Origin of the sequence: Hyphomonas adhaerens MHS-3 (assembly GCF_000685235.1) — a bacterium.
GTDB classification, from domain to species: domain Bacteria; phylum Pseudomonadota; class Alphaproteobacteria; order Caulobacterales; family Hyphomonadaceae; genus Hyphomonas; species Hyphomonas adhaerens.
This window is the reverse complement of the sequence record NZ_ARYH01000004.1, coordinates 69,219-92,548: the sequence shown is the minus strand read 5'-3', so window position 1 is coordinate 92,548 and position 23,330 is coordinate 69,219. Positions and strand designations below refer to the sequence as shown.

The following is a 23,330-nucleotide window of genomic DNA, read 5'->3' as shown; positions in this document are numbered from 1 at the left end:
CGAGTTTCCTCTTTGAATTTGCTGTATTTCTGGAAAGCGGTCAGGGGCGGAGATTATTTCTCCAGCACACCCATGATGTCGCTCTCTTTCATGATGAGCAGGTCGTCGCCATCAACGGTGACTTCCGTGCCGGACCATTTGCCGAACAGGACGCGGTCGCCCTTTTTGACGTCCAGCGCGACGGTTTTGCCGTCTTCACCGGCCAGGCCTTTACCGACTGCGACCACTTCACCTTCCTGCGGCTTTTCCTTTGCCGTGTCGGGGATGATGATGCCGCCCTTGGTCTTTTCCTCTTCCTTGACGCGGCGTACGACGACGCGATCGTGCAGGGGACGAAGTTTCATGGCTTTTGCCCTCTAATCTTGTATGCGAGTTTGAATTGATCTCACGGGAGCCAGCGGCCTTCAGCAGCGAATTAGCACTCACCACTGCTGACTGCTAGCGGTGATGCGGAAGTAGGGCGCGGACCCAATAGCGTCAACAGGATCGTTGTAAATTTTTTTGCCGGTTGTGGCCTGTTTACGCCGAAAGTGGCGTCCCCGGCGAAGGCGTGCCGCCCCTCAATTATAAAGAGAAGCCGCTCTGGCCTGGCCGAACCCATTTCCAAAGTCTGAAACCGCATCGCCAAATTTGCCGACGCAATTTGGCGGGGCGGTAGCCATTATGTGTAATAACCACCGCACATTCGGGTAGGATACCGGGCATCAAATTAGGAGAGCAGGGCGGATGAGCGCATACGCACGGGACATCAAGGATTCACTGACGTTCTTCGTCTTTGTTGCGATGACAGCGCTTTGCCTGTCATTCACCTTTTCGGTCTTTGTCTATCAGATCGGCATGCTTGACGATCCGCGGCGTTTCCTGGTGGCGAACCTTGTTGTGGCGGCCTGCGTCGCCATTCCGACGGCCACTATTGCGTCCCAACACGAGTTCCAGCTGAAGCGTTACCAGCGCCAACTTGAATCCCTGGCCTCCACCGACCCGCTGACCGGCCTGCTGAACCGCCGCTTCTTCCGCATTTCGGCCGAAGACGAGATACATCGCCAGAAACGCGCCGGCGGCATGGCCGCGGTCGTCCTGTTCGACCTCGACCAGTTCAAACGAGTCAACGACCTTCATGGACACCAGGCCGGGGATGCCATCCTGAAACGGATCGCGGAGATTGCCTATTCCGAGCTGCGCGGGCCTTTTGACAAGCTGGGCCGCTGGGGCGGGGAGGAGTTCGTTGTGCTCCTGTCGCAGGTCAACCGCGACCAGGCCTGGCTGGTCTGCGACCGCCTGCGCGAGCGGCTGGAGCATGCCGAGATCGAATACAATGGGAAGTCCCTGTCCATTACCGCCAGCTTCGGGTTCGAAATGCTTTCGGGCGACGCCTCGCTGGACCGCGTGCTGGAAGCTGCCGACCGCGCGCTCTACGTCTCGAAAACCACGGGGCGCAACCGCGTCACCTATGCCGGGCCGCGCCTCGCCGTTTCTGCCTGACCGGTCCGGGCTGGATTCCTGCCTTCTCGCACGGCATGAATGCGTGAAGGGGGAATCGCCATGGAAATCGGCAATACCAGCGAAATCGATGCCGCGATCCGCAATGCGCAACCGCTGAGCCTGCTGGCGCGCCAGAGGCCGGAATTCGCGGACGTCGAGCGGATCTGGGAAACGGAACTTGCCCCCGAACTCGGCGTGCGGGAGACGCTCCGCAAGCAAACCATTGCGCGTGCAAAGTCCCGCACCGTTCTTGGCGTCCTCGTGGCTGTGCCGGTGATCATCGCCATGATGGTCCTGTTAGGCGGGCCGGGCTTCTTCTTTCCGCTATCCTTCTTTATCGGCGCCATTCTCGTCGCGGGCATCTCAGGCTTCGACTGGCTGAAAGTCTATTCGATGAAGTCCCAGACCAAGGACCTCATCCTCAAGACGGCCTGCAGGCCGTTCGGCTTCCGCTATGAAACCCTGCATCCGGACCTTTCCGGCATTGAGGATTTTCAGTCGCTCAAAACGCGCAGCAAGGAATTGATGGAAGCCGTCAACGGACCGCAGACCGGCAAGGCGCGCAAGATCTCCACCCTGTTCGGCGATGTCCAGGTCACCACGCATGATGCGTCCGGCAATCCGGCGCCGACCCCGGCCTATCAGATCCTGAAAGATGCGGCGCTTCTGCCGGGCCACAGCCAGCGTAAATTCGAAGACCTGATCGAAGGCGAGCGTGCTGGGACCAAATTCGCGCTTGTCGAAGCGAAGCTCGATACCGGCGGCAAGAACAGCCAGACCGTTTTCCAGGGCATCCTGATTCATATCGAATACCCCCAGCGCTTTTCCGGCCGCACGCTGATGGCGCGTTCAGGCTGGTGGAAACGCGGCAAGGGCGCGGGCGACCTCGACAAGGTGCAGCTGATCTCCCGGGAACTCGACGAGGCTTTCACCGTCTATTCCAGCGACCAGGTCGAGGCGCGGGCCTTGCTCTCTCCGGACCGGATGGAGCGCCTGATCGCCCTGGAACGCCACTTCTCCGGCGGCAAGCTGCGCGGCCTGTTCGATCAGGGCCACATGACGCTGGCGCTGGAGGCCGACAACCAGTTCGAGGCAGGCTCTGTCTTCCGGCCCCTGGTCGATCCGCGGCGCTTCTCCACCGCACTGTCGGAACTGGGCCTTGTTTGCGACCTGATCGACGGCTTCCTCACCCGCGAATGGGTGCAGGGCCGCCTGTAGTCTGACTGCCGGCTGCCGCGATATCGGGCGAACTGCGCCGGATCGGCCCCGTTGTTCAGCCTCGCCTTGATGGCCGGGGCGCCTGCGTGATCAAGGTGTCCGGGTTCACGTATCCCATCATGGCCAGGAGCCTCAGACATGATTTCTCCTCTTCGTCTTTTCAGCGCAGCCGCAGCAATGTGCCTCTGTCTTGCGCCCTTGCCAGCCGCAGCTGACGACCCCGTGGAAGCGGCCACAGTCGACAGCCTTGAAGAATGGGTGGCGTTCCTGCGCTTGCCGAACGTCACGACGCAATCGACTGCGGACATCCGGGCGAACGCCGACTGGATCGAAGCAGAATTCCAGAGATACGGTTACGACGCCCAGCAGCTTGCCGATGGCGACACCCCGATGGTCTATGCGGCCTGGCCTGATCTGTCGCCGGACCGGAAGACGGTCCTGTTCTATGCCCATATGGACGGCCAGCCGGTGCATCCCGAAGAATGGGATCAGGAAAGCCCATGGTCGCCGGTCCTGAAGACCGCCGGGGGAGACGTGCTGCCGCTTGAGCGCCTGCTGAAAGGGGAGGCTGATCCGGACGACCGCCTGTTTGCCCGCTCCGCCGCAGACGACAAGGCGCCGATCATCATGCTGCTGGCGGCGATGAATGCGCTGCAGGCGGAAGGTCTTGAGCCCGCGGTGAATATCAAGATCCTCCTCGACTCCCATGAAGAAGGCGGCCCGCGGACCCTGGGCGATGTGGTGACGCGGAACGCAGGCCTTCTGGCGGCCGATGCGATTGTCATGTTGGATGGCCCGATGCACATTTCGAACCGTCCCACCGTCGTCTACGGGCACCGTGGCGGTGCCGGGTTCGAACTGACGGTTTTCGGGGCGCGTACCGAACTGCACTCCGGTCACTATGGCAATTATTCGCCCAATCCCGCCCAGCTTCTGGCCAGCCTGCTATCCACATTCAAGGATGATTGCGGCCGGGTGACGGTGGAGGGGTTCTATGATGGCGTCGTCTTCGATGAGGAAACCAAAGCCGCCTTTGCCTCGGTGCCGGACGATGAGGCCGCCATCAACCGAAGGATCGGGATTGCCGAAGCCGATTGCGTTGGCGCCAGCTATCAGGAGGCGATCAACTATCCGTCGTTCAACATCGCCGGTATCCGCTCGGCCGATGTCGGGGCTTCCCGCCGCACGATTATTCCGGAAAGTGCAACAGCCGCCATTGGTATGCGGACGGTTCCTGCGACGCCGCCACAGCGTCTCCTGTCACTCGCCCGCGCGCATATCCAGGCGCAGGGGTATCATCTGGTGGATGGGGTGCCGACCGAGGAAGAGCGGCAAACCTATCCGCGCCTCGCCTACATGACCAAGGGAGGCGGTGCGCCCGCGCTTCAGACGCCGCTGACTGCGCCGGTCGGTAACTGGATCGTCACCTCCTTGACGGAAACATTCGGCGAAGCGCCCGTTCGCATTCCGCTGATGGGCGGAACGGTGCCGACGTCCGGTCTCCGCGCGCTGGGGGCACCCATCATGTTGTTGCCGCTTGTGAATGCCGACAACAACCAGCACGCGGCAAATGAGAACATGCGGATCGGGAACTATTATGCCGGCGTACGTGCACTCCACGGCCTGATGCTGACCCCATTCGATGACAGTACGGAAGAGAAGGATAACTGAGCCGGTAAAACCGCGCCCCGGCACCATTATTTCGGGACGAGATGCGTCTCGTATCCCGGCGATCCGCCTTCCAGATGATCTGATACAAAGTCCAGCGTGAGCTGGCGGAGCGAGATCCCGTTGACGCGAAGCGTGTCGATCGGGATTTCCTCGAAGCCATGCTTGCCGCCTGTCACAGAATAGAAGGCATACGGAATACCGGCCGCGTTCGTCTGGTTCCGGATATCGAGCGCGAAATTGTAATTGACGACATCGTCCTGCGTGCCATGCAGGATGAACGCCGGCGGCTCACCGGAGGTCATCAGGTTTCCATTGGTAATGAAACGGCCCCAATAGTCGATCACCACATCCGGTTCGGGAACCGGGATGTTGTAGGCGTCCATGCCATAAGCCGCATGCAGGCCCATGATGGCACCGGCGGAATCTCCCCACACCGCGAACCGGGACATGTCCACACAGAGGGCGTCCTGGTTCGCATCGACCCAGCGGATGGCTGTGACGGTGTCTTCGATTGCGCTGGCAATGGCATCGGCCTGCAGCGCCTCATTATACGAAATCAGAGGGCCAAGCCCGGCCCTGTAGATGTCGTCGCGCAGGGGCCGGAATTCCGTGGATGGCCGCGGCGTGTCGCCGATCATCCGGTAGTCGATTGATATCGCCGTATAGCCCAGGTCGGTCAGGTCATCGGCAATGCTGCGCCAGGGCGACATGCTTTTGGAGCCTTCTTCAAACCCGCCGCCATGGATCAGCATGACGAACGGACGAAGATCCGTGCACGCTTCACCTGTCTGGTAGACGTCAAGCTTCAGGTCTTTTGTCCCGCCTGCAACAGGCCCTGTTCCGTAAACGACATTGCTTGCGCTGGCCGGCACATAGGGCGGCGGCGGAGGTGATACGGGCGGCGCCGGAGGAGGAGGTGCGGGAGGCGGCGGCGCAGGCGGAGGAGGCGCCGGCGGGGGCGGCGCGGGAGGTGGTGGTGCAGGTGGAGGAGGCGCCGGTGGTGGTGGCGCGGGAGGCGGGGGCGCAGGTGGAGGGGGTGCCGGTGGGGGCGGCGCAGGCGGAGGAGGTGCCGGGGGCGGTGGTGCTGGTGGCGGCGGGGCTGCAGGAGGCGGTGGCAACGGACCCGTGCTGATACTTCGGGTCTCATACGTCGGTGCGCTTTGCCACAGATGGCTGGAAATGAAATCGACAGCATGCTGGCGGAGCGTCGTATCGTCGACCGTCAGCGCGGTGTCGTCGATCTCCCCGAACCCGTGCCCGCCATCTTTCACCGTATAGAAAGCATAAGGCACCTGCGCGCTGTCGGCGGCGGCCTGAATCTCCAGTGCGTAATCATAGCTGATGACCTGGTCCTGATCGCCATGCAGGATCAGCAGGGGGGCATCGCCCCCGGTGATCTCCCCGCCATGGATAAACCGGCCCCAATAGTCGACCAGCACGTCCGGCTCCGGGGAATAGATGGCGTGCGCGTCGAGGCCGTACGCCAGATGCAGCGCGATAATGGCGCCCTCGGATTCGCCCCAGATCGCAAATCGCGACACGTCCACGCACAGTTCATCATGATGGTCTTCAGCCCAGCGCAGCGCGGTGACCCCATCCTCGATAGCACTGGCGAGACTGTCAGCCTGGCTTGCTGCGTCCGATCCTGCGATCCCCGTCTCACCGGAAGCGAGGATCGCGTCCCGCAGCGGGTAAAACTCCGCAGACGGCACGGGGGCGTCCGAAGCCTGCCGGTAGTCAATCGAAAGCACGGTATAGTCATGACCGGTCAGGTCCTGCGCAATGTCTGGCCAGGGCGCGTCGGATTTTGTGCCCGGGTCAAACCCGCCACCATGCACCAGCATCACGAAGGGGCGTGCCTCGGTACATGGATCGCCCGATTGGTATATGTCGAGCGTCAGGGATTTCGATCCGGTCTTCAGAAGACCCGTACCATAGATGACGTCAGTCTGGCTCGCCGGGGCCGCCGTTGGAGCGGCCGGGGGAGGCGGCGGTGATGGGGGCGGCGGTGGCGGTGGAGGCGGCGGCGAGGAAACAGGTTGCGAGCTTGAACTGGACGTTCCACCGCCGCCCCCGGAGCATCCGGAGAGCAGTGCGATCGCCGAAGCGGCGAGAAGGAGCTGTTTCATGCGTGCCATGACGGCTTCATCGGTTCGGCCCGCCTGGGGCCCGTTCTGTTTGTGCCTATTTGGAAAAGCCCCGTGATGGACAGTGCATTCAACCAGGGCGCGAGTTTTGCTTGGGGTAAGGAAGGTTTTTGGGCGCAAATGCCCGGAATTCAGTCTCCCGATGGGTGGGATACAGAATTTCGGACGCTGGGGGATAAAGTCATCCCTGTCCCACGCCGCCGCGATCTGGAGCCCCCTGAAAGGCCACGTTTTTCCCGAGAGTCTTCGGCATGGCCGGGCGCACCAATCCGTCTGATAACGCGCCATGCCAGGCTTTCCGGCATGACAGACCTCACCGATTTCTTCTCCCATGCCTGGCAAACGATCGGGCGCGCCATTGCGGAAGCGGGCCTCAGGGCCGGGCTGCGCGAGGTGCCGGAGGTGATTTCGAAATCGGTGAAGCGGCGCTGTCAGGCAGAGCTGAAACGGCTCGGGATTCTGCTCCGCCGTCTGATTTTTCTGATGGCGCTGCATGTCGACCTCGCGCCGGTCAAGCCGCGCCCGGGCAGCAATTATTTCGAGACATCCGAAGGCGAAAACGAAACGAAGTACACCTTCTCCCTCATGCCCACGCCCGCGGGCGAAACGCCGGACTTTCTGCGCGGGCCGCAGATCGTGCCGGATCGCGGGCCGGTCCTCGCCGCACCACTGATCGACCGCTGGCAGGCCATGCTGGAAACGCTGAGGGATTCAGAGCGCCGGGCCAGATGTCTGGCGCGCACGCTCCGGCGTCAACAGGTGCGCGGTGAGCCGAAACCCTTCATCACGCCCCTGCCGAAAACGCACGCCATGCCCGCCGCGCTCGGCATCGTTTCTGGCGGTCTCACGGTGCAACTGATCGAAGCTCTGAAGGGCTGGCCCGACACAAGTTGAACCTGCCGACAATCAGGAGTTCGCCGGAGCGCCAGGGGCGTGTCCGGGCGGACGTGCTGGCGGCAGGGATTAACCGGCTTGCGTGAACAGGCCGAACGCTTCATCGGCAATGACGCGTTCTTCATTGGTCGGAATAATAAAGGCCTTCACTCGGCTGCTGGTGGTCGAGATGCAGGTGGCATTCTGCTGGTTCGCTTCATCTGACACCTCCAGCCCCATCCAACTCAGATGTGCCGCGACCGATGCGCGGATCATCGCATCATGCTCGCCAATGCCTGCGGTGAAGACGACGGCGTCCAGCCCGCCAATGCTCATGGACAGGCGGCCGATTTCCCCGGCGATGCGCAGGGTGAACAGGTCCAGCGCCTCTTTTGCGCGCGGATCATCGCTGCGCTGAAGCTCGCGGCAGTCGGCGCTGATCCCGCCGGAGACGCCTTTCAAGCCAGACTGGTGATAGAGCATGTCTTCCACCTCGCTGACCGGGCGGTGTTCCTGCTGCAACAGGTGGAGGATCACGCCGGAGTCCAGCGCGCCGCAGCGAGTCGCCATCGGCACGCCGTCGAGGGTGGAGAACCCCATGCTGGTGTCCTGGCTTTTGCCATCCAGCATGGCGCAAAGGCTCGCGCCGCTGCCAAGATGGGCCGCGATCACGCGCCCGGCAGCGGCTTCCGGGAACTGGCGGCGCAGTTCGGCGGCAATGAATTTGTAGGACAGGCCATGGAAACCATACCGCTTGATGCCCCGGTCATGCAGCTCGCGCGGCAGGGCAAAGCGGCGGATCAGTTCCGGATTTGTCCGGTGGAAGACGGTGTCGAACGACGCGGCCTGCATAAGCTCTGGCCGGATCTGCCGCATGGCCCGGATCAGGCGAAGCGCCTGCGGCTGGTGGAGCGGCGCAAGAATGGAGAGGGCATCAATGCGGGCGAGCGAGTCGTCGTCGATCAGGACCGGGCCGTCAAACTCATCCCCGCCATGCACGACGCGGTGACCGACACAGCTCAGCTCACTGAGGTCATAGTGTTGGGAGATCCAGTCCAATGTCTCCGTCATCACATCGATCAGATGGTCGGCGCCATCGGCCTTCAGTTCGACATCGAACACCGCCTTGCCTTCGACAAGGTGGAAGGTGAGAGGGCGGTGGCGGAAATCGATCAGCGCATGGGCGATCCGCTCAACCCTGTCGCCATCCATGCTGAACAAGCCGATCTTCACAGAGGAAGATCCGGCATTGAACGTCATCAGCAACGGGCCGGACATCTCAGCTGCCCGGCTTGGTGTAAGTCATGCCGACGCTGAGACGCGCAAGCGCTGCCGACGCCATGCGGGCGGTCAGCGGATCCGCCCGGCTGGTCAGCACGATCGGCACGCGCGCGCCGAGGATCAGGCCGGCGGCAATCGCGTCGGCAAAATATATCAGCTGCTTGGCCAGCATGTTGCCGGCTTCAAGGTCCGGCACCAGGAGAATGTCCGCCTGCCCGGCGACCGGCGAGACGATGCCCTTGGTTTTCGCCGCCGCCATGCTGATCGCATTGTCATATGCCAGCGGGCCATCGACGCGGGCCCCGGCGATCTGGCCACGCGCCGCCATAACGGTGAGGGCGGCGGCATCCAGCGTCGCGGGCATGTCGGCGTTCACGGTCTCAACGGCGGCGAGGACAGCGACCAGCGGCTCTTCCACGCCCAGCTGGTGCATCAGGTCCACGGCGTTCTGGCAGATGTCGCGCTTTTGATCGAGGGAGGGAAGAATGTTGACGGCCGCGTCGGTCACGATCAGCGGCTTGTCATAAAGCGGAATATCCATGGCGTAGACATGGCTGATGCGGCGTTCGGTCCGCAGGCCGGAATCATGGGCGAGGACGGCGCCAAGAAGCTCATCTGTATGGAGACTGCCTTTCACGAGGACGGAGACATCACCCTTGACGGCCATCTCCACGGCTGTCGCGGCGGCGGCGTGGCTATGCTCGGTCTCGATGATATCGAACCCGTCAATCGAGACGCCGGCTTCTTCGGCCGCCGCCTCGATCTTGGCGCGCGGGCCGATCAGGACGGGCTCCAGCAGGTCTTCGTCCCGAACCTCGACGGCGCCCTGAATGGCGATGGCGGAGCAGGGATGAACGATGGCGGCCCGGACGGTCGGGGAGGCCTTGGCGCGCGCAATAAACGCATCATAGCGGTCATGCCGGCGCAGGCGGATGCCCGGCATGTGCTTGCGCTTGACGCGGACGCTGTCCTTCGGGGCGATGACGGTCGCTTCACCTTTCAGGACGGTGTCGCCATCCTGATTGGTGCAGATTGTTTCGAGCCGGACGAGGCGCTTCTTGTCCTGCTTCTCCAGCACGGTGGCGGTGGCCGTGACGGTATCGCCGGGAAAGACAGGCTTGGTGAAGGCAATGGTCTGGCCGAGATAGATGCAGCCGGGGCCGGGCAGGGTCGTGCCCAGCACGGCGGACACCAGCGACGCCGTCCACATGCCATGGGCAACCGGTTTGCCGAAGATGTCCTTCGCGGCGAACTCCGCATCGAGGTGGGCCGGGTTCACATCGCCGGAAACGAGCGCGAACAGTTCGATGTCGTTCTCGGTAACTGTGCGCTCCAGCGATGCCGTATCGCCGACCTTGATCTGGTCGTAGGTACGGTTCTCAAGAAAGGTCTCAATCATGGGTGGCGGCTCCTATCTCTCAAATACATAGGTTCCGGGCGCCTCATCAAGTACGGGATAGCCCTTGCGCGCCGCCCCCATTCTGGGTGGGCGAACCATATCGGGCGAGGAATGCTTTGCCAGCCAAGCAGACCAGCCGTCCCACCAAGAGCCGGATTTCTCTTTCGCGGCTTCCAGCCATTGGTCGGGACTGAGGATCTGGTCGCGGTGCCGGTGGTGGGCGATGTGATAGTGGCGGCCATTGTGTCCGGGCTCGCTGACGATGCCGGCATTGTGTCCGCCATTGGTCAGGGTGAAAGTGATATCCGTGTCGGCCAGCTGGTGGATCTTGTGGACAGACCGCCACGGCGCAACATGATCGTGCTCGGTTCCAACGGCGAAGATCGGTGCGCGAAGCCCCTGCAGCGTAACCGGACGGCCCTCCACCATGAACCGCCCGTTGGCGAGATCATTGTTGATGTAGAGCTTCTTCAGATATTCCGCATGCATCCGGTAGGGCATGCGGGTCGTATCGGCGTTCCATGCCATGAGGTCGAACATCGGAGCACGCTCGCCCATCATGTATTCCCGAACGAGGCGGGACCAGAGCAGGTCATTGGACCGCAGCAGCTGGAAGGCACCGGCCATTTCATCGGCCGAGAGGAAGCCGCGGTTCCACATGATGCTTTCAAGGAAGTGCATCTGGCTGTGGTCAATGAACAAGGCGAGTTCACCCGGCTCGCTGAAATCGGTCTGGGCCGCCAGCAGAGACACAGAGGCCAGCCGGTCATCGCCGTCCCGCGCCATGGCGGAGGCAGCAATGGACAGCAAAGTTCCGCCGAGACAATAGCCGGTCGCGTGAACCTTCCGGTCCGGACAGATGGTGTTGATTGCTTCCAGCGCATCCATCACGCCCATCCGGCGGTAGTCGTTCAGCGACAGGTCGTGATCGTCGGCAGATGGATTTCGCCACGAAATCGCGAAGACGGTGAAGCCCTGCTCCGTGAGGTATTTTATCATCGAATTCCCGGGGGAGAGGTCGAGGATATAGTATTTCATGATCCAGGCTGGCACGATCAGAATCGGTTCGGGGTGAACCTCTTTTGTTGCGGGGGAATACTGGATCAGTTCGATCAGGTGATTGCGGAACACCACTTTGCCGGGCGTGACCGCGACGTCCTCGCCGGGGATGAAGTCTTCAGTGCCGACCGGAGGTTTGCGCTGGATCTGACGGCTTACGTCTTCGCGCCAGTTGTTGAAGCCGTCGATGAAGTTCCGCCCGCCGGTTTCGCGGGCCCGTTCCAGCACTTCGGGATTCGTGAAAGGATTGTTCGACGGGGAATATACGTCCAGCAGCTGGCGCGCGACGAAGGAAACGACCTCCTCATGGTGCGGGCTGACGCCCGGCACGTCGTGGGTCAGATTGTGCCACCATTGTTGGGTCAGAAGGAAGGATTGCGACCAGATACCGAAGGGCTGCTTGCGCCAGGCCGGGTCTTGGAAGCGGTTGTCGCCAGGCAAAGGCTCGATACAGCTATCGGCTTCCTCCTGCCCCATCGTGGAGAGCAGATAGGTCGACAGCCGGCTGCTCTTGCGGAACGCCTTCTGTACCATTTCCAGCTGTTTGCCCGGGGCGGCCTGAAGGTGCAGCGCCCAATCCATATAGGCCAGCGCCAGAGAGGCTGGGGAAAGGCCGCCGGAATACCGGCTGATGAGGATGTCCCGCATCCGGTCCATGGCCTCGAAAGCGGCCTGGCGCGCGGCATCCGGATCAGATGGCAGCGGGCTGCTGCCGCCGTGAGAGGCTGGTTTGCTTCGAGGTGTATTGGGCATCGGGCTTCTGCTCCGGGCCGTTGGGCGGCTGTATCGGGACCCTTCCTATCAGGAAAACCTGCGCTTCTGCTTAATCGGCGGGTTGAAAGTCCATTGATTGTAAGACCTTGCGGTAACTCCGAAAATCAATTGTGCGCTGCAGCATGCACGCGCGTGCCTGCGCGTCAATTCGGACATGGTGAAGCTTTTGTCACCGGCGGCAGTGGCGCAGGCAGATCTAGTCGTCTTCCGGTGGCGGTGCGCCGCTGTTCATCCAGGCAAACAGCGGCTTCAGCGGGAAGATCCAGGCAATACCGGCCACCACATAGAATGCCAGCTCCGCCCAGCGCGGCCATGCCGAGGTCATGCCGCCAATGGTGGCGGCCAGAACAATATAAGCGAACAGATAGACCAGCAGGAGCAGGGCGGTGAGGGGCTTGCGCATGAATGCAGTCCTTTGTGCAGATGCGACCCCGCAGACCCTTGCCGTGCGGCATCCTCACGTCAATTAAAGCGCATGAGCGAAACCACAATCCCCCCTGCTGCTGCCATCTGGATCCGCCGCTGGCTGATTCTGGTGGGCCTGATGGTCTATGCGATGATCCTGATCGGCGGGGCGACACGCCTGACCGATTCCGGACTGTCGATTACAGAATGGGACCCGATCAAAGGGGCGATCCCGCCGCTTTCGGCGGACGCCTGGAACGAGGCATTCGCCAAATACAGGGATACGGCCGAATACCGTTACATCAATCACGGCATGTCGATGTCGGAGTTCCAGCACATCTTTTGGTGGGAGTGGGGGCATCGTTTCTTCGGGCGGATGGTCGGCCTCGTTGCCGTGCTGGGCATTGCCGTGTTCGCCGTTCGAAAGTGGCTGACGCGGCCACTTCTGTCGAAGCTTCTGGGCCTCGTCGTCCTGGGCGGGCTTCAGGGGGCAATCGGCTGGTGGATGGTGTCGAGCGGAATCGGCGAAACGACCCGGGTGGATGTCGCGCCTTATCGCCTGATGACGCACTTCATATTGGCGCTGCTCATCATCGCCATGGTCGCCTGGTTGTGGCTGGACCTCGGCAATCGTGAGCGCAGCCCGGCGTCCCGCGTCGTGCGGGTGACGGCGAAACTGCTTCTCTTGGCGGTGTTCGTGCAGATGGCGGCCGGTGCGCTGGTTGCGGGGCTGGACGCCGGACGCAGCTATAATGACTGGCCGCTGATGGCGGGCGAGCTGGTGCCGTCACACTATCTGGAGGGCGACCTCGGTATCCGCAGCCTGTTCGAAGGGCGCGCGGCAACGCAGTTCAATCACCGGATCATTGCCTATGCGATCTGGGCAGCGAGCCTCGTGGCGGCGTTTGTGTTCCGGAAAACCGCGCACGGGCGCAGCTTCATCGTCTTTGCCGGTCTGGTGAGCCTGCAGGCCATCTGGGGAATCATGACGCTGCTGCATGCCGCGCCGATGAACCTTGCCCTGCTGCATCAGGCGATCGGGGTTGTGGTGACGCTGGCGGCCGTCCGCCTTGCCTGGCTGACGGCGCGCCCGGATGCGCCGGCTTAGTTCGACCCGGTTTGCTCGTCCGGCAGCGTGATCGGGCTCGGGTCGACGAACACGACCTGGCTCTTGCCGGGTTCAACCTCGCCAGCCAGCGCAATCACGCCGCCCGGATAGCCGCCTGACATCATCCGGCCCATTGCGGCCATTGCGACGGGTTTCTCCGGGGCAAAGACGCTGAGGCCGTCGCGGATGTTCACGTCCGTCGTGGTCATGCCGAGATCGGTGGACAGTTTGAGGCCCGAATCCGGTTCCAGCGACAGAAGCGCAGAGACCTTGCCGCGGATCAGCGGCGCAGCCGCCATGGCCCGGGGCGAGGCGACCAGTGTATCGCTGGTGTAGGCACAGGAATGGATGGGGAAATCGGTGAATGTGGATTCGCCGCGTTCCCAGGCCAGTTCGCCATTGTTCTCCTTGACGATCCCGGCCTGCAGAACCCGATTGTCGCCGAGGGTCCAGAAAGCGAGCCGCATGATGCCTTCCGTTCCGGCCGGGCCGGAGCAGAGGCCTTCGATGAAGGTTTCGCCGTCGACCGACAGGTCCACCTGCGCCGGGGCGATCAGGCCGTCGCCGAAGACATAGGCTTTCACGGTGCCTTCGCGGTCAACGCCCGGAAATACGGTCAGCGTGCTCCCGCCGATATTGGTGGACTGGCCGCCCGCCAGCGCCTTGACGCGGAAATTGGTCGGTTCGCCGATCCGCTCGGCTTCCATATCGAAAAATTGCAGGCCGCCGCTCTCATAGGCGACCGCCAGAATACCTCGTGAACCACCTGAAAGAGCGATTGCGGAGACAGGTGATTCCAGTGTACGTGTCGCCCACACAGCCGGAAGCTCCACATCTGCAGTGATTGCAGAGGTTTCCGGGGGGGATTCTGACGCTTGTTCCGGCTTGCTGCAGGCCGCCGTGGCAAAAAGCAGGGCAAGACCAAGCCCTGCGTTGACAACGGTGGATGTGGCGCTTAAACGCCAGCGCTTGAATTCCATTCCATGAACTCCGAAAGCGAGAGGCTCTGAGTAGAGCGATGAAAACCTATAACGCACCCGTGGACGTCGAGAATAAGTGGGTCGTGATCGACGCGACTGATGTCGTTGTCGGACGTCTTGCTTCTTACGTCGCCAAGCGCCTGCGCGGCAAGCACCGGCCTGACTTTACTCCGCACATCGATACCGGCGACCATGTCGTTGTGATCAATGCGGAAAAGGCCAAATTCACCGGCAACAAGCTGACTGATAAGGTCTACTACCGCCACACCGGTTATCCGGGCGGCATCAAGTCGACCACGGCCGGCAAGATCCTTTCCGGCCGCTTCCCGGAGCGCGCCATCGAACTGGCCGTCAAGCGCATGCTGCCGAAAGAAAGCCCGCTGGCGCGTAAGCAGTTCTCGAAACTGCGCGTCTATGCCGGTGCCGAGCACCCGCACACGGCCCAGAGCCCCGAAACCGTCGACTTCGCGTCGATGAACCGCAAAAACGTCAAAACGGCCTGATCATTATGACCGATACTGCAAACTCCCTCCAGGACCTCGGCACCATGACTGGTGACGAAACCATCACCGCCGCTCCTGAGGAAACTCTCGTAGAACCGAAAATCGACGCTCAGGGCCGTGCTTACGGCACCGGCCGCCGCAAGGAAGCCGTCGCCCGCGTCTGGATCAAGCCGGGATCCGGCAAGATCACGATCAATGGCCGCGACCAGGAACAGTACTTTGCGCGCCCGGTGCTGCGCATGGTGATTGCCCAGCCGCTGATCGAAGCAGGCCGCGAGACCGAGTTTGACGTGATCGCCACCGTGAAAGGCTCCGGCCTCATGGGGCAGGCCGGCGCTGTGCGCCACGGCATTTCCCGCGCCCTTGTGAACTACGAGCCGGGCCTGCGCCGCGTGCTCAAGCCGTTCGGCTTCATGACCCGCGACCCGCGTGTCGTCGAGCGTAAGAAGTACGGTAAGGCGAAAGCCCGCCGTAGCTTCCAGTTCTCGAAGCGCTAAGCCGCATCCGGTTTATTCTTTTCGGGCGGGCGCTTCGGTGACGGAGCGCCCGCTTTTCTTTTGTCTTGCGTTTGCAAAGGGACGAGAACGCAATGCTGCCCAAAGTTTTCATTGATGGCGAAGCCGGTACGACCGGACTTCAGATTGCCGACCGCCTGCGGGGCCGGTCTGACCTGGAATTGATCTCGATCGATCCGGACAAGCGGAAGGACAATGACGAGCGCGCGCGCCTGATGAACATGGCCGACGCCGTGATTCTCTGCCTGCCGGACGAGGCGGCCCGCCTTGGCGTGTCGCTGGTGACCAGCCACAACACGGTGGTGATCGATGCGTCTTCTGCCCACCGGACGGCGTCCGGGTGGACCTATGGCTTTCCGGAAATGGACAAGACACAGCGGGCCGCCCTGCGGGCCTGCCGCCGGATTGCCAATCCGGGCTGTTACCCGACCGGCATGATTGCCCTGATGCGTCCGCTGACCGGAGCAGGCCTTGTGCCGGCATCGCTGCCGGTGACGGTGAGCGCGGTGTCCGGCTATTCGGGCGGGGGCAAGGCAATGATCGCCGAGTTCGAGGATGGTGGCACGCAGGACAATCACCGCATCTACGCCCTGACGCAGAAGCACAAGCACCTGCCGGAGATGAAGCGCTATGGGCGGCTGGATCATGCGCCCATGTTCCTGCCGTCGGTCGGGCGTTTTGCGCAGGGCATGCTGACCCAGATTGCCTTGCCGCTGTGGGCACTGCCGGGAAAGCCGAAACGTGCTGACCTGCATGCCGCGCTGGCAAAAGCCTATGAGGGGGAGGCCTTTGTAAAAGTGCCTTCGCTGGCGGAATGTGACGCGCTGACGGGGCTGGAGCCGGAAGCCTGCAACGGCACCAACCGGCTGGAACTATTCGTGTTCGGATCAGATGAGGAAGCCCGCCTCGTTGCGCGGCTCGACAATCTCGGCAAGGGGGCATCCGGCGCGGCCGTGCAGAACCTCAACATCGCGCTGGGGCTGGACGAACAGGCGGGACTCGAAGCCTAAAGCGGCAAGTCGATATCGGAGAGGCGCACTTTGGCGTAGTTGCCGGGTGCGGCGCCGAGGCCCATGTCTTTCGGCTGCTTTGCCTCGACCTTGCGGCCCGATTTCGGGCGCAGCCAGTCCCACCAGGTCGGCCACCAGGAGCCGGGGACTTCTTCGGCATTTTCCAGCCACTCGCCGCCCGTCTCAGCGAGGTCGGGGTTCAGCCAGTGCTGGTATTTCTTTGCGTCCGGGTGGTTCACGACACCGGCGATATGTCCGGACCCGGACAAGACGAATTGCGTGTCGCCGCCAAAGACCAGGGAAGTCCGGTAGACGCTCTCGAACGGGCAGATGTGATCGTCCTTGCTGGCCTGCACCATGACCGGGATCTTCACGTCTTTCAGGTTCACCGTTTCGCCCAGCACATCGAAGCTGCCCGTCGACAGGCGGTTCTCGTCATAACAGTCTTTCAGGTAGCGCTGGTGCACCTTGCCCGGAATGTTGGTCTGGTCGGCGTTCCAATAGAGCAGGTCGAACGGGCGGGGCGCCTTGCCCAGCATGTATTCGTCGATGACGTAGCGCCAGACGAGATCGATCGGGCGTAGCCAATTGAATGTCTCGTACATCATCGAGCCCGGCATCACACCGCCATTTTCTTCGATGATACCGTCGATATAACTGCGTCCCGGACCATCGGTGAAGACTCTCAGGTCGCCGGCGAGTTCGAAATCCGATTGCGAGGCAAAGAACGTGGCTGATTTGATCTTGTCGTATCCGGTCTTGGCCATGTGTCCGAGCGCCGATGACAACATCGTGCCGCCGATACAGTAGCCGACCGTGTTGACGCCAGTCGCGCCGGATGCCTGCATCGTCGCTTCAACCGCGGCGTAGGCGCCTTTCTGGACATAGTCGTCCCAGGTGTAGTCCTGCGTAACTTCGTCTGCCGAGCGCCACGACACCACGAAAACCGGGACACCCTTGTCGACCAGCCAGCGGATCATTGAGTTCTTTTCCTGGAGGTCCAGGATGTAGAACTTGTTGATCCATGGCGGGAAGATCAGCAGCGGGCGGGAATAGGTCTTTTCCTGAGTCGGTGCATAGTGGATCAGCTCGATCAGGTCGTTGCGGAAGACAACCTGGCCCGGTGCAGTCGCGATATTCTCGCCCAGCCTGAACGGCGTTTCATCGGTCTGGCTGATATACAGCTTGCCGCCGCCTTTCTTCACGTCCGCGCGGGCAAGGCGCAGGCCTTCCAGGACGCTCTGGCCGCCGGTTTCGAAGAAGGCGCGCAAAGCCGTCGGGTTTGAGCCGAGATAATTGGTTGGCGACAGCGTGTCGGTCAGGAGCTGGGTAAAGAACTTCGCGCGCAGCTGCAGGTTTTCCGGCAGGCCGGGGGCCTGGTCGGCCAGGCTGTTCATCCAGTTGGCATTCACTTCATAAGCTTTGCGGATAAAGCGGAAGCCCGGATTGCTAGCCCATTCGGGGTCGGAAAAGCGTTTGTCCTTGTCCTTCTCCGGCTTGCCGGAGATCGCCTCCATGGACATTTCCTGCCACAGCTTCATCCAGCTGGTCATTAGCTCGAGATTGGCGTTGAACATGGCGGCGGGATTGGTCGCGAAACTCCAGCCGACGGCACGGAATGCCTCGCCCACCCGCATCGGATCGCCTTGGGAGACCGTGCCCAGCGGGCCGGAGCCCATCATCACGTCAGCGAGCAAGCCCTGAGATTCGACGTTCGCCAACGCGAGCGTCGTCATCAGCACCTGCATACGCGCCGGATCCTGGCTCATCATCAGTTCAGCCAGGGGCGCGGGGGTCTCCTTGATTCGCTCGCTGCCACTCATTCGTACAAATTATGCCTGTTTTAGCTGTCCTTTACTATGCGCCCGAATATTTGTGATTTAGTGAGTTTCAGCATGAAAAACACGACGATTCCCCTTTTAAGCGTGTCGATTCTGCTCATTGCGGGCTGTTCGAACTCTTTTACCCGTGTTCGGGCGGCAATTGACCAGGCGCCAGACTGGTATGATGGCCGCCGCAAGGAAATCCGGGGAGAGGGCTATCCGAAGCTGGCTGAAGTGCAGGAAATCCCTGCCGACCAGCTTCCCGGCAAGACGCTGCCTGCCGCAGCCGCCCGTGTGGACATATTGCAGGCCTATTTTGACGCTAATGAACGAGCGGAGCCACCCGTGGATGTTGCCGGCCAGATGGCCGTGCTGCTGAAGCGGGTAGAAGCGGAATTCGCGGGGCTGCCCGCTGATCCCGATTTCCTGACGCAGGAAGAGATCGCTCAGATCGAAGCTGCGTTTAACGTTCCCAGAGTTACTGAAGGCCTCAAGGTCAGACGCAAATGAATACCGATTTTCACAAGATCCGCCGACTTCCCCCTTACGTTTTTGAGCAGGTAAACCGCACCAAGGCGGCCCTTCGCGCAGATGGGGCGGACATCATCGATCTCGGCATGGGCAACCCGGACATGCCGACCCCGAAGCACATTGTCGACAAGCTGTGCGAAACCGCCCGCCGGCCGGACGTAAACGGCTATTCCGCCTCACGCGGGATTCCGGGCCTCCGACGCGCGCTGACGGACTATTACAAGCGGCGCTTCGATGTGAAGCTGGACAAGGACCGGGAAGTGATCGTCACGCTCGGCTCCAAGGAGGGGTTTGCGAACCTCGCCCAGGCCATTTCGGCGCCGGGCGATGTGATCCTTGCGCCGGATCCATCCTATCCGCTGCACCATTTCGGCTTCATCATCGCCGGGGCTTCTATCCGCGGTGTACCAGCCCAGACGCCGGAACAGTACCTGTCGAACCTTGGCAAGGCCGTGCATTATTCCGTGCCGCCGCCAACGGCCATGGTGCTGTGCTATCCGTCCAACCCGACCGCTGCCGTCTGCGATCTCGACTTCTATAAAGAAGCCGTCAAGTTCGCGAAGAAGCATGAGATCTGGATCCTTTCGGATCTGGCCTACAACGAGATCTATTTCGACGAACCGACCCCCTCGATCCTGCAGGTCGATGGGGCGAAGGATATCGCGGTCGAGTTCACGACCATGTCGAAGACCTATTCCATGGCCGGCTGGCGCATGGGCTTCGTGGCCGGGAACGAGGCGCTGATTTCGGCGCTCGCCCGCGTGAAATCCTATCTCGATTATGGGGCTTACACGCCGATTCAGGTCGCTGCTGTGGCTGCGCTCGATGGACCGCAGGATTGCGTGGATGATATCCGCGCCATCTACAAGTCACGCCGCGACGTGCTGGTGGAGAGCTTCACCCGTGCCGGCTGGCCGGTGCCGAGCCCGGCAGCTTCCATGTTCGCATGGGCGCCGATCCCGGAACAGCTGAAGGACCTCGGCAGCCTGGAATTTGCCCTGCAGCTCATCAATGAGGCCCATGTTGCCGTCGCCCCCGGCGCCGGCTTCGGCGAGCATGGCGACGGCCATGTCCGTATCGCCCTCGTCGAAAATGAACAGCGCATCCGCCAGGCCGCCCGCAACATCCGGAAGTTCCTGGAGAAGCGCGGCGTGAAGGAAATCGGCGCAGTCGCTGCGGCCGAGTAGCCTTCAGGATCAGGCGTAACTGAACCCACCATTGTTGAGAACGACACGGCCGTCGCCGCCGACGGTCTGGAAGATGGCCGTGCCGTCCTCACCTTCGCCGGTCCAGATATTGATCGTCAGGGCCTCACCCGGCAGGACCGGCGACGAGAAACGGCCGTCCATCGCCTTGAAGCGGGCAGGATCATTGCCGCACAGCGATGCCAGCAGGGCACGCCCCGTGAACCCGTAGGTGCACAGGCCATGCAGGATGGGCTTCGGGAATCCGCCGACGTCAGAGAATTTCTTGTCTGAATGCAACGGGTTGCGATCGCCGCTGAGGCGGTAGAGCAGGGCCTGATCCGGGCGGGTCTGATAGGTGACGGCATGGTCAGGTGCCCGCTCCGGAGCGGCATTTGTCTTGTCCGATGGGCCTCTGTCACCGCCGAAACCGCCTTCGCCGACGATGAAGACAGATGAGGTCAGCTCGAACAGCGGCTTGCCATCTGCGGCGAGCGTCGCTTCAGCCTTTGTGGCGACCACGGCGCCTTTGCCTTTGTCATAGATGCCGGTGATCTCATCCACGATCGAAATTTCGCCTTCCACCGGGATCGGCCGATGCAGGCGAATGCCCTGTTCGCCATGCACCAGCATGCGGGGGTCATAGGTTCCTGCGTTCGACATGGCGCTCTTGCCGCCCTGGGCGTTGAACCCGGCCAGGACGCAGAAGGTGGGCAGGACTTTCTGGTCGACCCCCATCGTGTTCTCGGTCGTGAATTCCAGTTCAGAACCGACCGGGTCGGCGACACCGCACCCAACGCCAAGCGCATAGAGCAGCGCATCGCGTGAATCCCAGGCCCACGTCCGTGGTGTGCCTTTCGATCCAATGGCATCCTGATTGATCGGCATGGTTTCGCCCTCCCTCGTGAGTTTTGTCCGCGCATTAAGCACGCTGTTTGAAACCTCTGCAATGGCGCTGGTTTGCTCTGTCCCCCCCTTTCCCCGGCGCGCCAAACCAGCTAGGCACCAGCCCGGACATTGAGCAACAAATAGGGGGCCCTGTTGGGACCTTTGAAGATAGGGATCGCCGGGCTCGGCCATGTCGGCTGCGGCCTGATCGAACTGGTCGAGCGCCAGCAAAATTTACGCCTGCCGGGTGAAGTGAAGATCACCGGGGTCAGCGCGCGTAGCCAATCGCGTAACCGGCCGGTCGACATCAGCCCGTACCGCTGGTTCGACGACGCTGCGACGCTGGCCGAGGATCCTGACGTCGATGTGTTCGTGGAACTCATGGGGGGATCCGATGGTCCTGCGAAGTTCGCTGTCGAGACGGCCCTGAAAGCTGGGAAGCACGTTGTCACGGCAAACAAGGCGCTGATTGCCAAGCACGGCATGGCGCTGGCGCGCCTGGCTGAGGAGAAGCAGGTCGATCTGCTGTTCGAGGCAGCGGTTGCCGGGGGCATCCCGGTTGTTCGCGTCTTGCGAGACAGCCTCGCCGGCACCGAAGTCAAACGTATCACCGGCATCCTCAACGGCACGTGCAACTATCTCACCACGGTCATGCTGGAGCAGGGACGCGAGTATGATGACGTGCTCGCCGAGGCTCAGCGGCTCGGTTTTGCTGAGGCCGACCCAACGCTGGACGTGTCGGGCATGGATGCGGCGCACAAGGCTGCGATCCTGTCAGCCATTGCCTTCTCAGCGGATCTGGATTTTTCGAAGGTCAGCGTCTCCGGCATCGACAAGGTCAGCCTGCTCGATCTGCGCCTGGCTGACCGTCTTGGGTACCGTATCAAACTGATTGCCGAAGGTGTGCTGACCGATGACGGCGTCGTCTGCCGCGTTGAGCCGCTGGTCCTGCCGGCAAGCCATCCGCTGGCCCGCGTCAATGGCAGCCTGAACACTGTCCGGATCGAAGGCGACCCCGTTGGTGCGATCACGCTGACAGGCCCCGGCGCAGGTGCCGGCCCGACGGCAAGCGCAGTGATGGGGGATGTCGCGAAAATGTTCCGGCCCGCGATCCGGCCAGCTTTCGGCCGCGCCGCGCACCATACGGGCCGTCCGTTCGTGCAAGGCGCGCCGACGGAAGTGGCGCCTTTCTTCCTGCGTGTTTACCTGCCAGACCAGCCCGGCGCTCTTGCCGCCCTGACGGAAGCGCTCGCAAAAGAAGGCGTTTCGGTAGACAAGCTTTTGCAGGAATCGGGCGAAGAATCCGGCTCTGCACCTGTTGTCATTATTACTCATCGTTGCCCACGTGCGAACATGCAGGCCGCACTTGAGCGATTGGAAAAAATAGCCAAGCCGATTGACGCGCCTCGGCTAATTCGTATCGAAGCGGCAAGCTAATTGCTTACCGTCTAGGCGTAAGAGACAAGAATCCCGCGTTCGGAGATAAAAAAAGTATGAAAAACAGCGTTCTGACGCCCAGCCTGGCGGATGCCATGGTGCGCGTGACCGAAGAAGCAGCCATCGCTGCGTCGAAACTGGTCGGTCGAGGTGACGAAAAGAAAGCCGATGCGGCTGCCGTCGATGCCATGCGCACGGCGTTCAATCGGGTCGATTTCAAAGGTCGCGTCGTTATCGGCGAAGGCGAGCGTGACGAAGCTCCGATGCTCTATATCGGCGAGGAAGTCGGCACGGGAAACGGTCCTGAAATCGACATTGCCCTGGATCCGCTGGAAGGCACGACGTTGACCGCGAAGGCCATGGCCAATGCGTTGGCCGTGCTGGCAATTGCCCCAAAGGGTGGTCTGCTGTACGCGCCAGACACCTACATGGACAAGATCGCCATCGGCCCGGGATATCCGGAAGGCATTATCAGCCTCGATGCCAGCCCGGCAGAGAACATCACCGCGCTTGCCAAACATAAGGGCGTCGATGTCACGGATATGACTGCCTGTGTTCTGGATCGTCCTCGCCATGAAGACATCATCGAGAGCCTGCGCTCCGTTGGTGCTCGTGTGGCCCTGATCACGGATGGCGACGTTGCCGGCGTGATCGCCACGACCAATCCACACACCGGTATCGACCTTTACATGGGGTCTGGCGGCGCACCGGAAGGTGTCCTCGCGGCTGCGGCCCTCAAATGCGTCGGTGGCCAGATGTTCGGCCGCCTGGTCTTCCGTAATGATGACGAAAAGAAACGCGCCGCCCGCGTCGGGATCACCGATCTTGGCCGCACCTATGCCCTGAACGAGCTGGCCTCGTCCGACACGGTCTTCTGCGCCACCGGCGTGACGCAGGGCTCCATGTTGAGCGGTGTTCAGCATCGCGACGGCGGGGTTCACACCCACACGCTGGTCATGACGTCGACCGACGGCATGGTCCGCTACATCCGGTCCAACCGGAAGGCATAAGACCGGGGGCGTTTGCGCCCTCCCTGTGATAG

At 61.9% G+C, this 23,330-nt stretch carries 21 protein-coding genes; 12 read left to right on the top strand and 9 right to left on the bottom strand.

Annotated elements, in window-relative coordinates; genetic code table 11:
• Positions 1-53: 53 nt before the first annotated feature.
• Positions 54-344, bottom strand: a complete 291-nt coding sequence (gene groES, locus HAD_RS16930) for a co-chaperone GroES (RefSeq protein ID WP_035573885.1) — start codon at positions 342-344, stop codon at positions 54-56.
• Positions 345-726: 382 nt separating this feature from the next.
• Here groES and HAD_RS16925 point away from each other — a divergent pair, with 382 nt between their 5' ends.
• The 3 genes from HAD_RS16925 to HAD_RS16915 all read left to right on the top strand — a co-directional run bounded on the left by HAD_RS16925 (position 727) and on the right by HAD_RS16915 (position 4,371).
• A complete protein-coding gene (locus HAD_RS16925; RefSeq protein WP_051596433.1) occupies positions 727-1,482 on the top strand; it encodes a GGDEF domain-containing protein in 756 nt (251 codons plus the stop codon).
• Positions 1,483-1,521: 39 nt separating this feature from the next.
• On the top strand, positions 1,522-2,700 hold the full coding sequence (locus HAD_RS16920; RefSeq protein WP_084332037.1) for a DUF3137 domain-containing protein: 1,179 nt from the start codon (positions 1,522-1,524) through the stop codon (positions 2,698-2,700).
• A gap of 138 nt (positions 2,701-2,838) precedes the next feature.
• Entirely contained in the window at positions 2,839-4,371 is a 1,533-nt protein-coding gene (locus HAD_RS16915; RefSeq protein WP_035573880.1) for a M20/M25/M40 family metallo-hydrolase, read from the top strand.
• 26 nt (positions 4,372-4,397) lie between these two features.
• Here HAD_RS16915 and HAD_RS18475 read toward each other — a convergent pair whose 3' ends face one another.
• On the bottom strand, positions 4,398-6,509 hold the full coding sequence (locus HAD_RS18475; RefSeq protein ID WP_084332036.1) for an alpha/beta hydrolase: 2,112 nt from the start codon (positions 6,507-6,509) through the stop codon (positions 4,398-4,400).
• Between the two features lie 312 nt (positions 6,510-6,821).
• On the opposite strand from HAD_RS18475, the gene HAD_RS16895 reads away from it, so the two are divergent.
• Positions 6,822-7,412, top strand: coding sequence for a hypothetical protein (locus tag HAD_RS16895; protein WP_035573873.1), 591 nt, complete (start codon positions 6,822-6,824; stop codon positions 7,410-7,412).
• A gap of 69 nt (positions 7,413-7,481) precedes the next feature.
• Here HAD_RS16895 and HAD_RS16890 read toward each other — a convergent pair whose 3' ends face one another.
• From HAD_RS16890 to HAD_RS16875, 4 genes are all read right to left on the bottom strand, one after another.
• Positions 7,482-8,669: an acetate/propionate family kinase gene (locus tag HAD_RS16890; protein WP_035573871.1), complete on the bottom strand. Its 1,188-nt coding sequence runs from the start codon at positions 8,667-8,669 to the stop codon at positions 7,482-7,484.
• A gap of 1 nt (position 8,670) precedes the next feature.
• A complete protein-coding gene (locus HAD_RS16885) occupies positions 8,671-10,071 on the bottom strand; it encodes a bifunctional enoyl-CoA hydratase/phosphate acetyltransferase (protein ID WP_035573864.1) in 1,401 nt (466 codons plus the stop codon).
• A 12-nt stretch (positions 10,072-10,083) separates the two neighbouring features.
• Entirely contained in the window at positions 10,084-11,883 is a 1,800-nt protein-coding gene (locus HAD_RS16880; RefSeq protein ID WP_084332035.1) for a PHA/PHB synthase family protein, read from the bottom strand.
• A gap of 217 nt (positions 11,884-12,100) precedes the next feature.
• Entirely contained in the window at positions 12,101-12,307 is a 207-nt protein-coding gene (locus HAD_RS16875; protein ID WP_035573863.1) for a DUF2842 domain-containing protein, read from the bottom strand.
• Between the two features lie 72 nt (positions 12,308-12,379).
• Here HAD_RS16875 and HAD_RS16870 point away from each other — a divergent pair, with 72 nt between their 5' ends.
• Complete coding sequence (locus HAD_RS16870; RefSeq protein ID WP_051596431.1) at positions 12,380-13,417, top strand: COX15/CtaA family protein; 1,038 nt, start codon at positions 12,380-12,382, stop codon at positions 13,415-13,417.
• Here HAD_RS16870 and HAD_RS16865 read toward each other — a convergent pair.
• Positions 13,414-14,397: a hypothetical protein gene (locus HAD_RS16865; protein ID WP_035573861.1), complete on the bottom strand. Its 984-nt coding sequence runs from the start codon at positions 14,395-14,397 to the stop codon at positions 13,414-13,416. The genes HAD_RS16870 and HAD_RS16865 overlap by 4 nt on opposite strands.
• Before the next feature lie 38 nt (positions 14,398-14,435).
• Between HAD_RS16865 and rplM the strand changes: the two genes are divergently transcribed.
• The 3 genes from rplM (at position 14,436) to argC (ending at position 16,425) form a co-directional block, all read left to right on the top strand.
• Positions 14,436-14,900: a 50S ribosomal protein L13 gene (gene rplM / locus HAD_RS16860; protein ID WP_035573860.1), complete on the top strand. Its 465-nt coding sequence runs from the start codon at positions 14,436-14,438 to the stop codon at positions 14,898-14,900.
• 5 nt (positions 14,901-14,905) lie between these two features.
• On the top strand, positions 14,906-15,397 hold the full coding sequence (gene rpsI / locus HAD_RS16855) for a 30S ribosomal protein S9 (RefSeq protein ID WP_035573858.1): 492 nt from the start codon (positions 14,906-14,908) through the stop codon (positions 15,395-15,397).
• Positions 15,398-15,489: 92 nt separating this feature from the next.
• The gene (gene argC, locus HAD_RS16850; RefSeq protein WP_035573856.1) at positions 15,490-16,425 is read left to right on the top strand and encodes an N-acetyl-gamma-glutamyl-phosphate reductase; all 936 of its coding nucleotides are present in this window, start codon (positions 15,490-15,492) and stop codon (positions 16,423-16,425) included.
• Here argC and HAD_RS16845 read toward each other — a convergent pair.
• Complete coding sequence (locus HAD_RS16845; RefSeq protein ID WP_051596430.1) at positions 16,422-18,248, bottom strand: PHA/PHB synthase family protein; 1,827 nt, start codon at positions 18,246-18,248, stop codon at positions 16,422-16,424. The genes argC and HAD_RS16845 overlap by 4 nt on opposite strands.
• Positions 18,249-18,284: 36 nt before the next feature.
• Between HAD_RS16845 and HAD_RS16840 the strand changes: the two genes are divergently transcribed.
• Complete coding sequence (locus HAD_RS16840; RefSeq protein ID WP_156942322.1) at positions 18,285-18,758, top strand: hypothetical protein; 474 nt, start codon at positions 18,285-18,287, stop codon at positions 18,756-18,758.
• A complete protein-coding gene (locus HAD_RS16835; protein ID WP_035573852.1) occupies positions 18,755-19,966 on the top strand; it encodes an LL-diaminopimelate aminotransferase in 1,212 nt (403 codons plus the stop codon). The genes HAD_RS16840 and HAD_RS16835 overlap by 4 nt, the downstream gene beginning before the upstream one ends.
• 9 nt (positions 19,967-19,975) lie before the next feature.
• On the opposite strand, the gene HAD_RS16830 is transcribed toward HAD_RS16835, so the two are convergent.
• On the bottom strand, positions 19,976-20,851 hold the full coding sequence (locus HAD_RS16830) for a MaoC/PaaZ C-terminal domain-containing protein (RefSeq protein WP_035573851.1): 876 nt from the start codon (positions 20,849-20,851) through the stop codon (positions 19,976-19,978).
• A 153-nt stretch (positions 20,852-21,004) separates the two neighbouring features.
• On the opposite strand from HAD_RS16830, the gene HAD_RS16825 reads away from it, so the two are divergent.
• A complete protein-coding gene (locus HAD_RS16825) occupies positions 21,005-22,288 on the top strand; it encodes a homoserine dehydrogenase (RefSeq protein ID WP_084332034.1) in 1,284 nt (427 codons plus the stop codon).
• A 56-nt stretch (positions 22,289-22,344) separates the two neighbouring features.
• The gene (gene glpX, locus HAD_RS16820) at positions 22,345-23,298 is read left to right on the top strand and encodes a class II fructose-bisphosphatase (RefSeq protein ID WP_035573847.1); all 954 of its coding nucleotides are present in this window, start codon (positions 22,345-22,347) and stop codon (positions 23,296-23,298) included.
• Positions 23,299-23,330 lie beyond the last annotated feature (32 nt).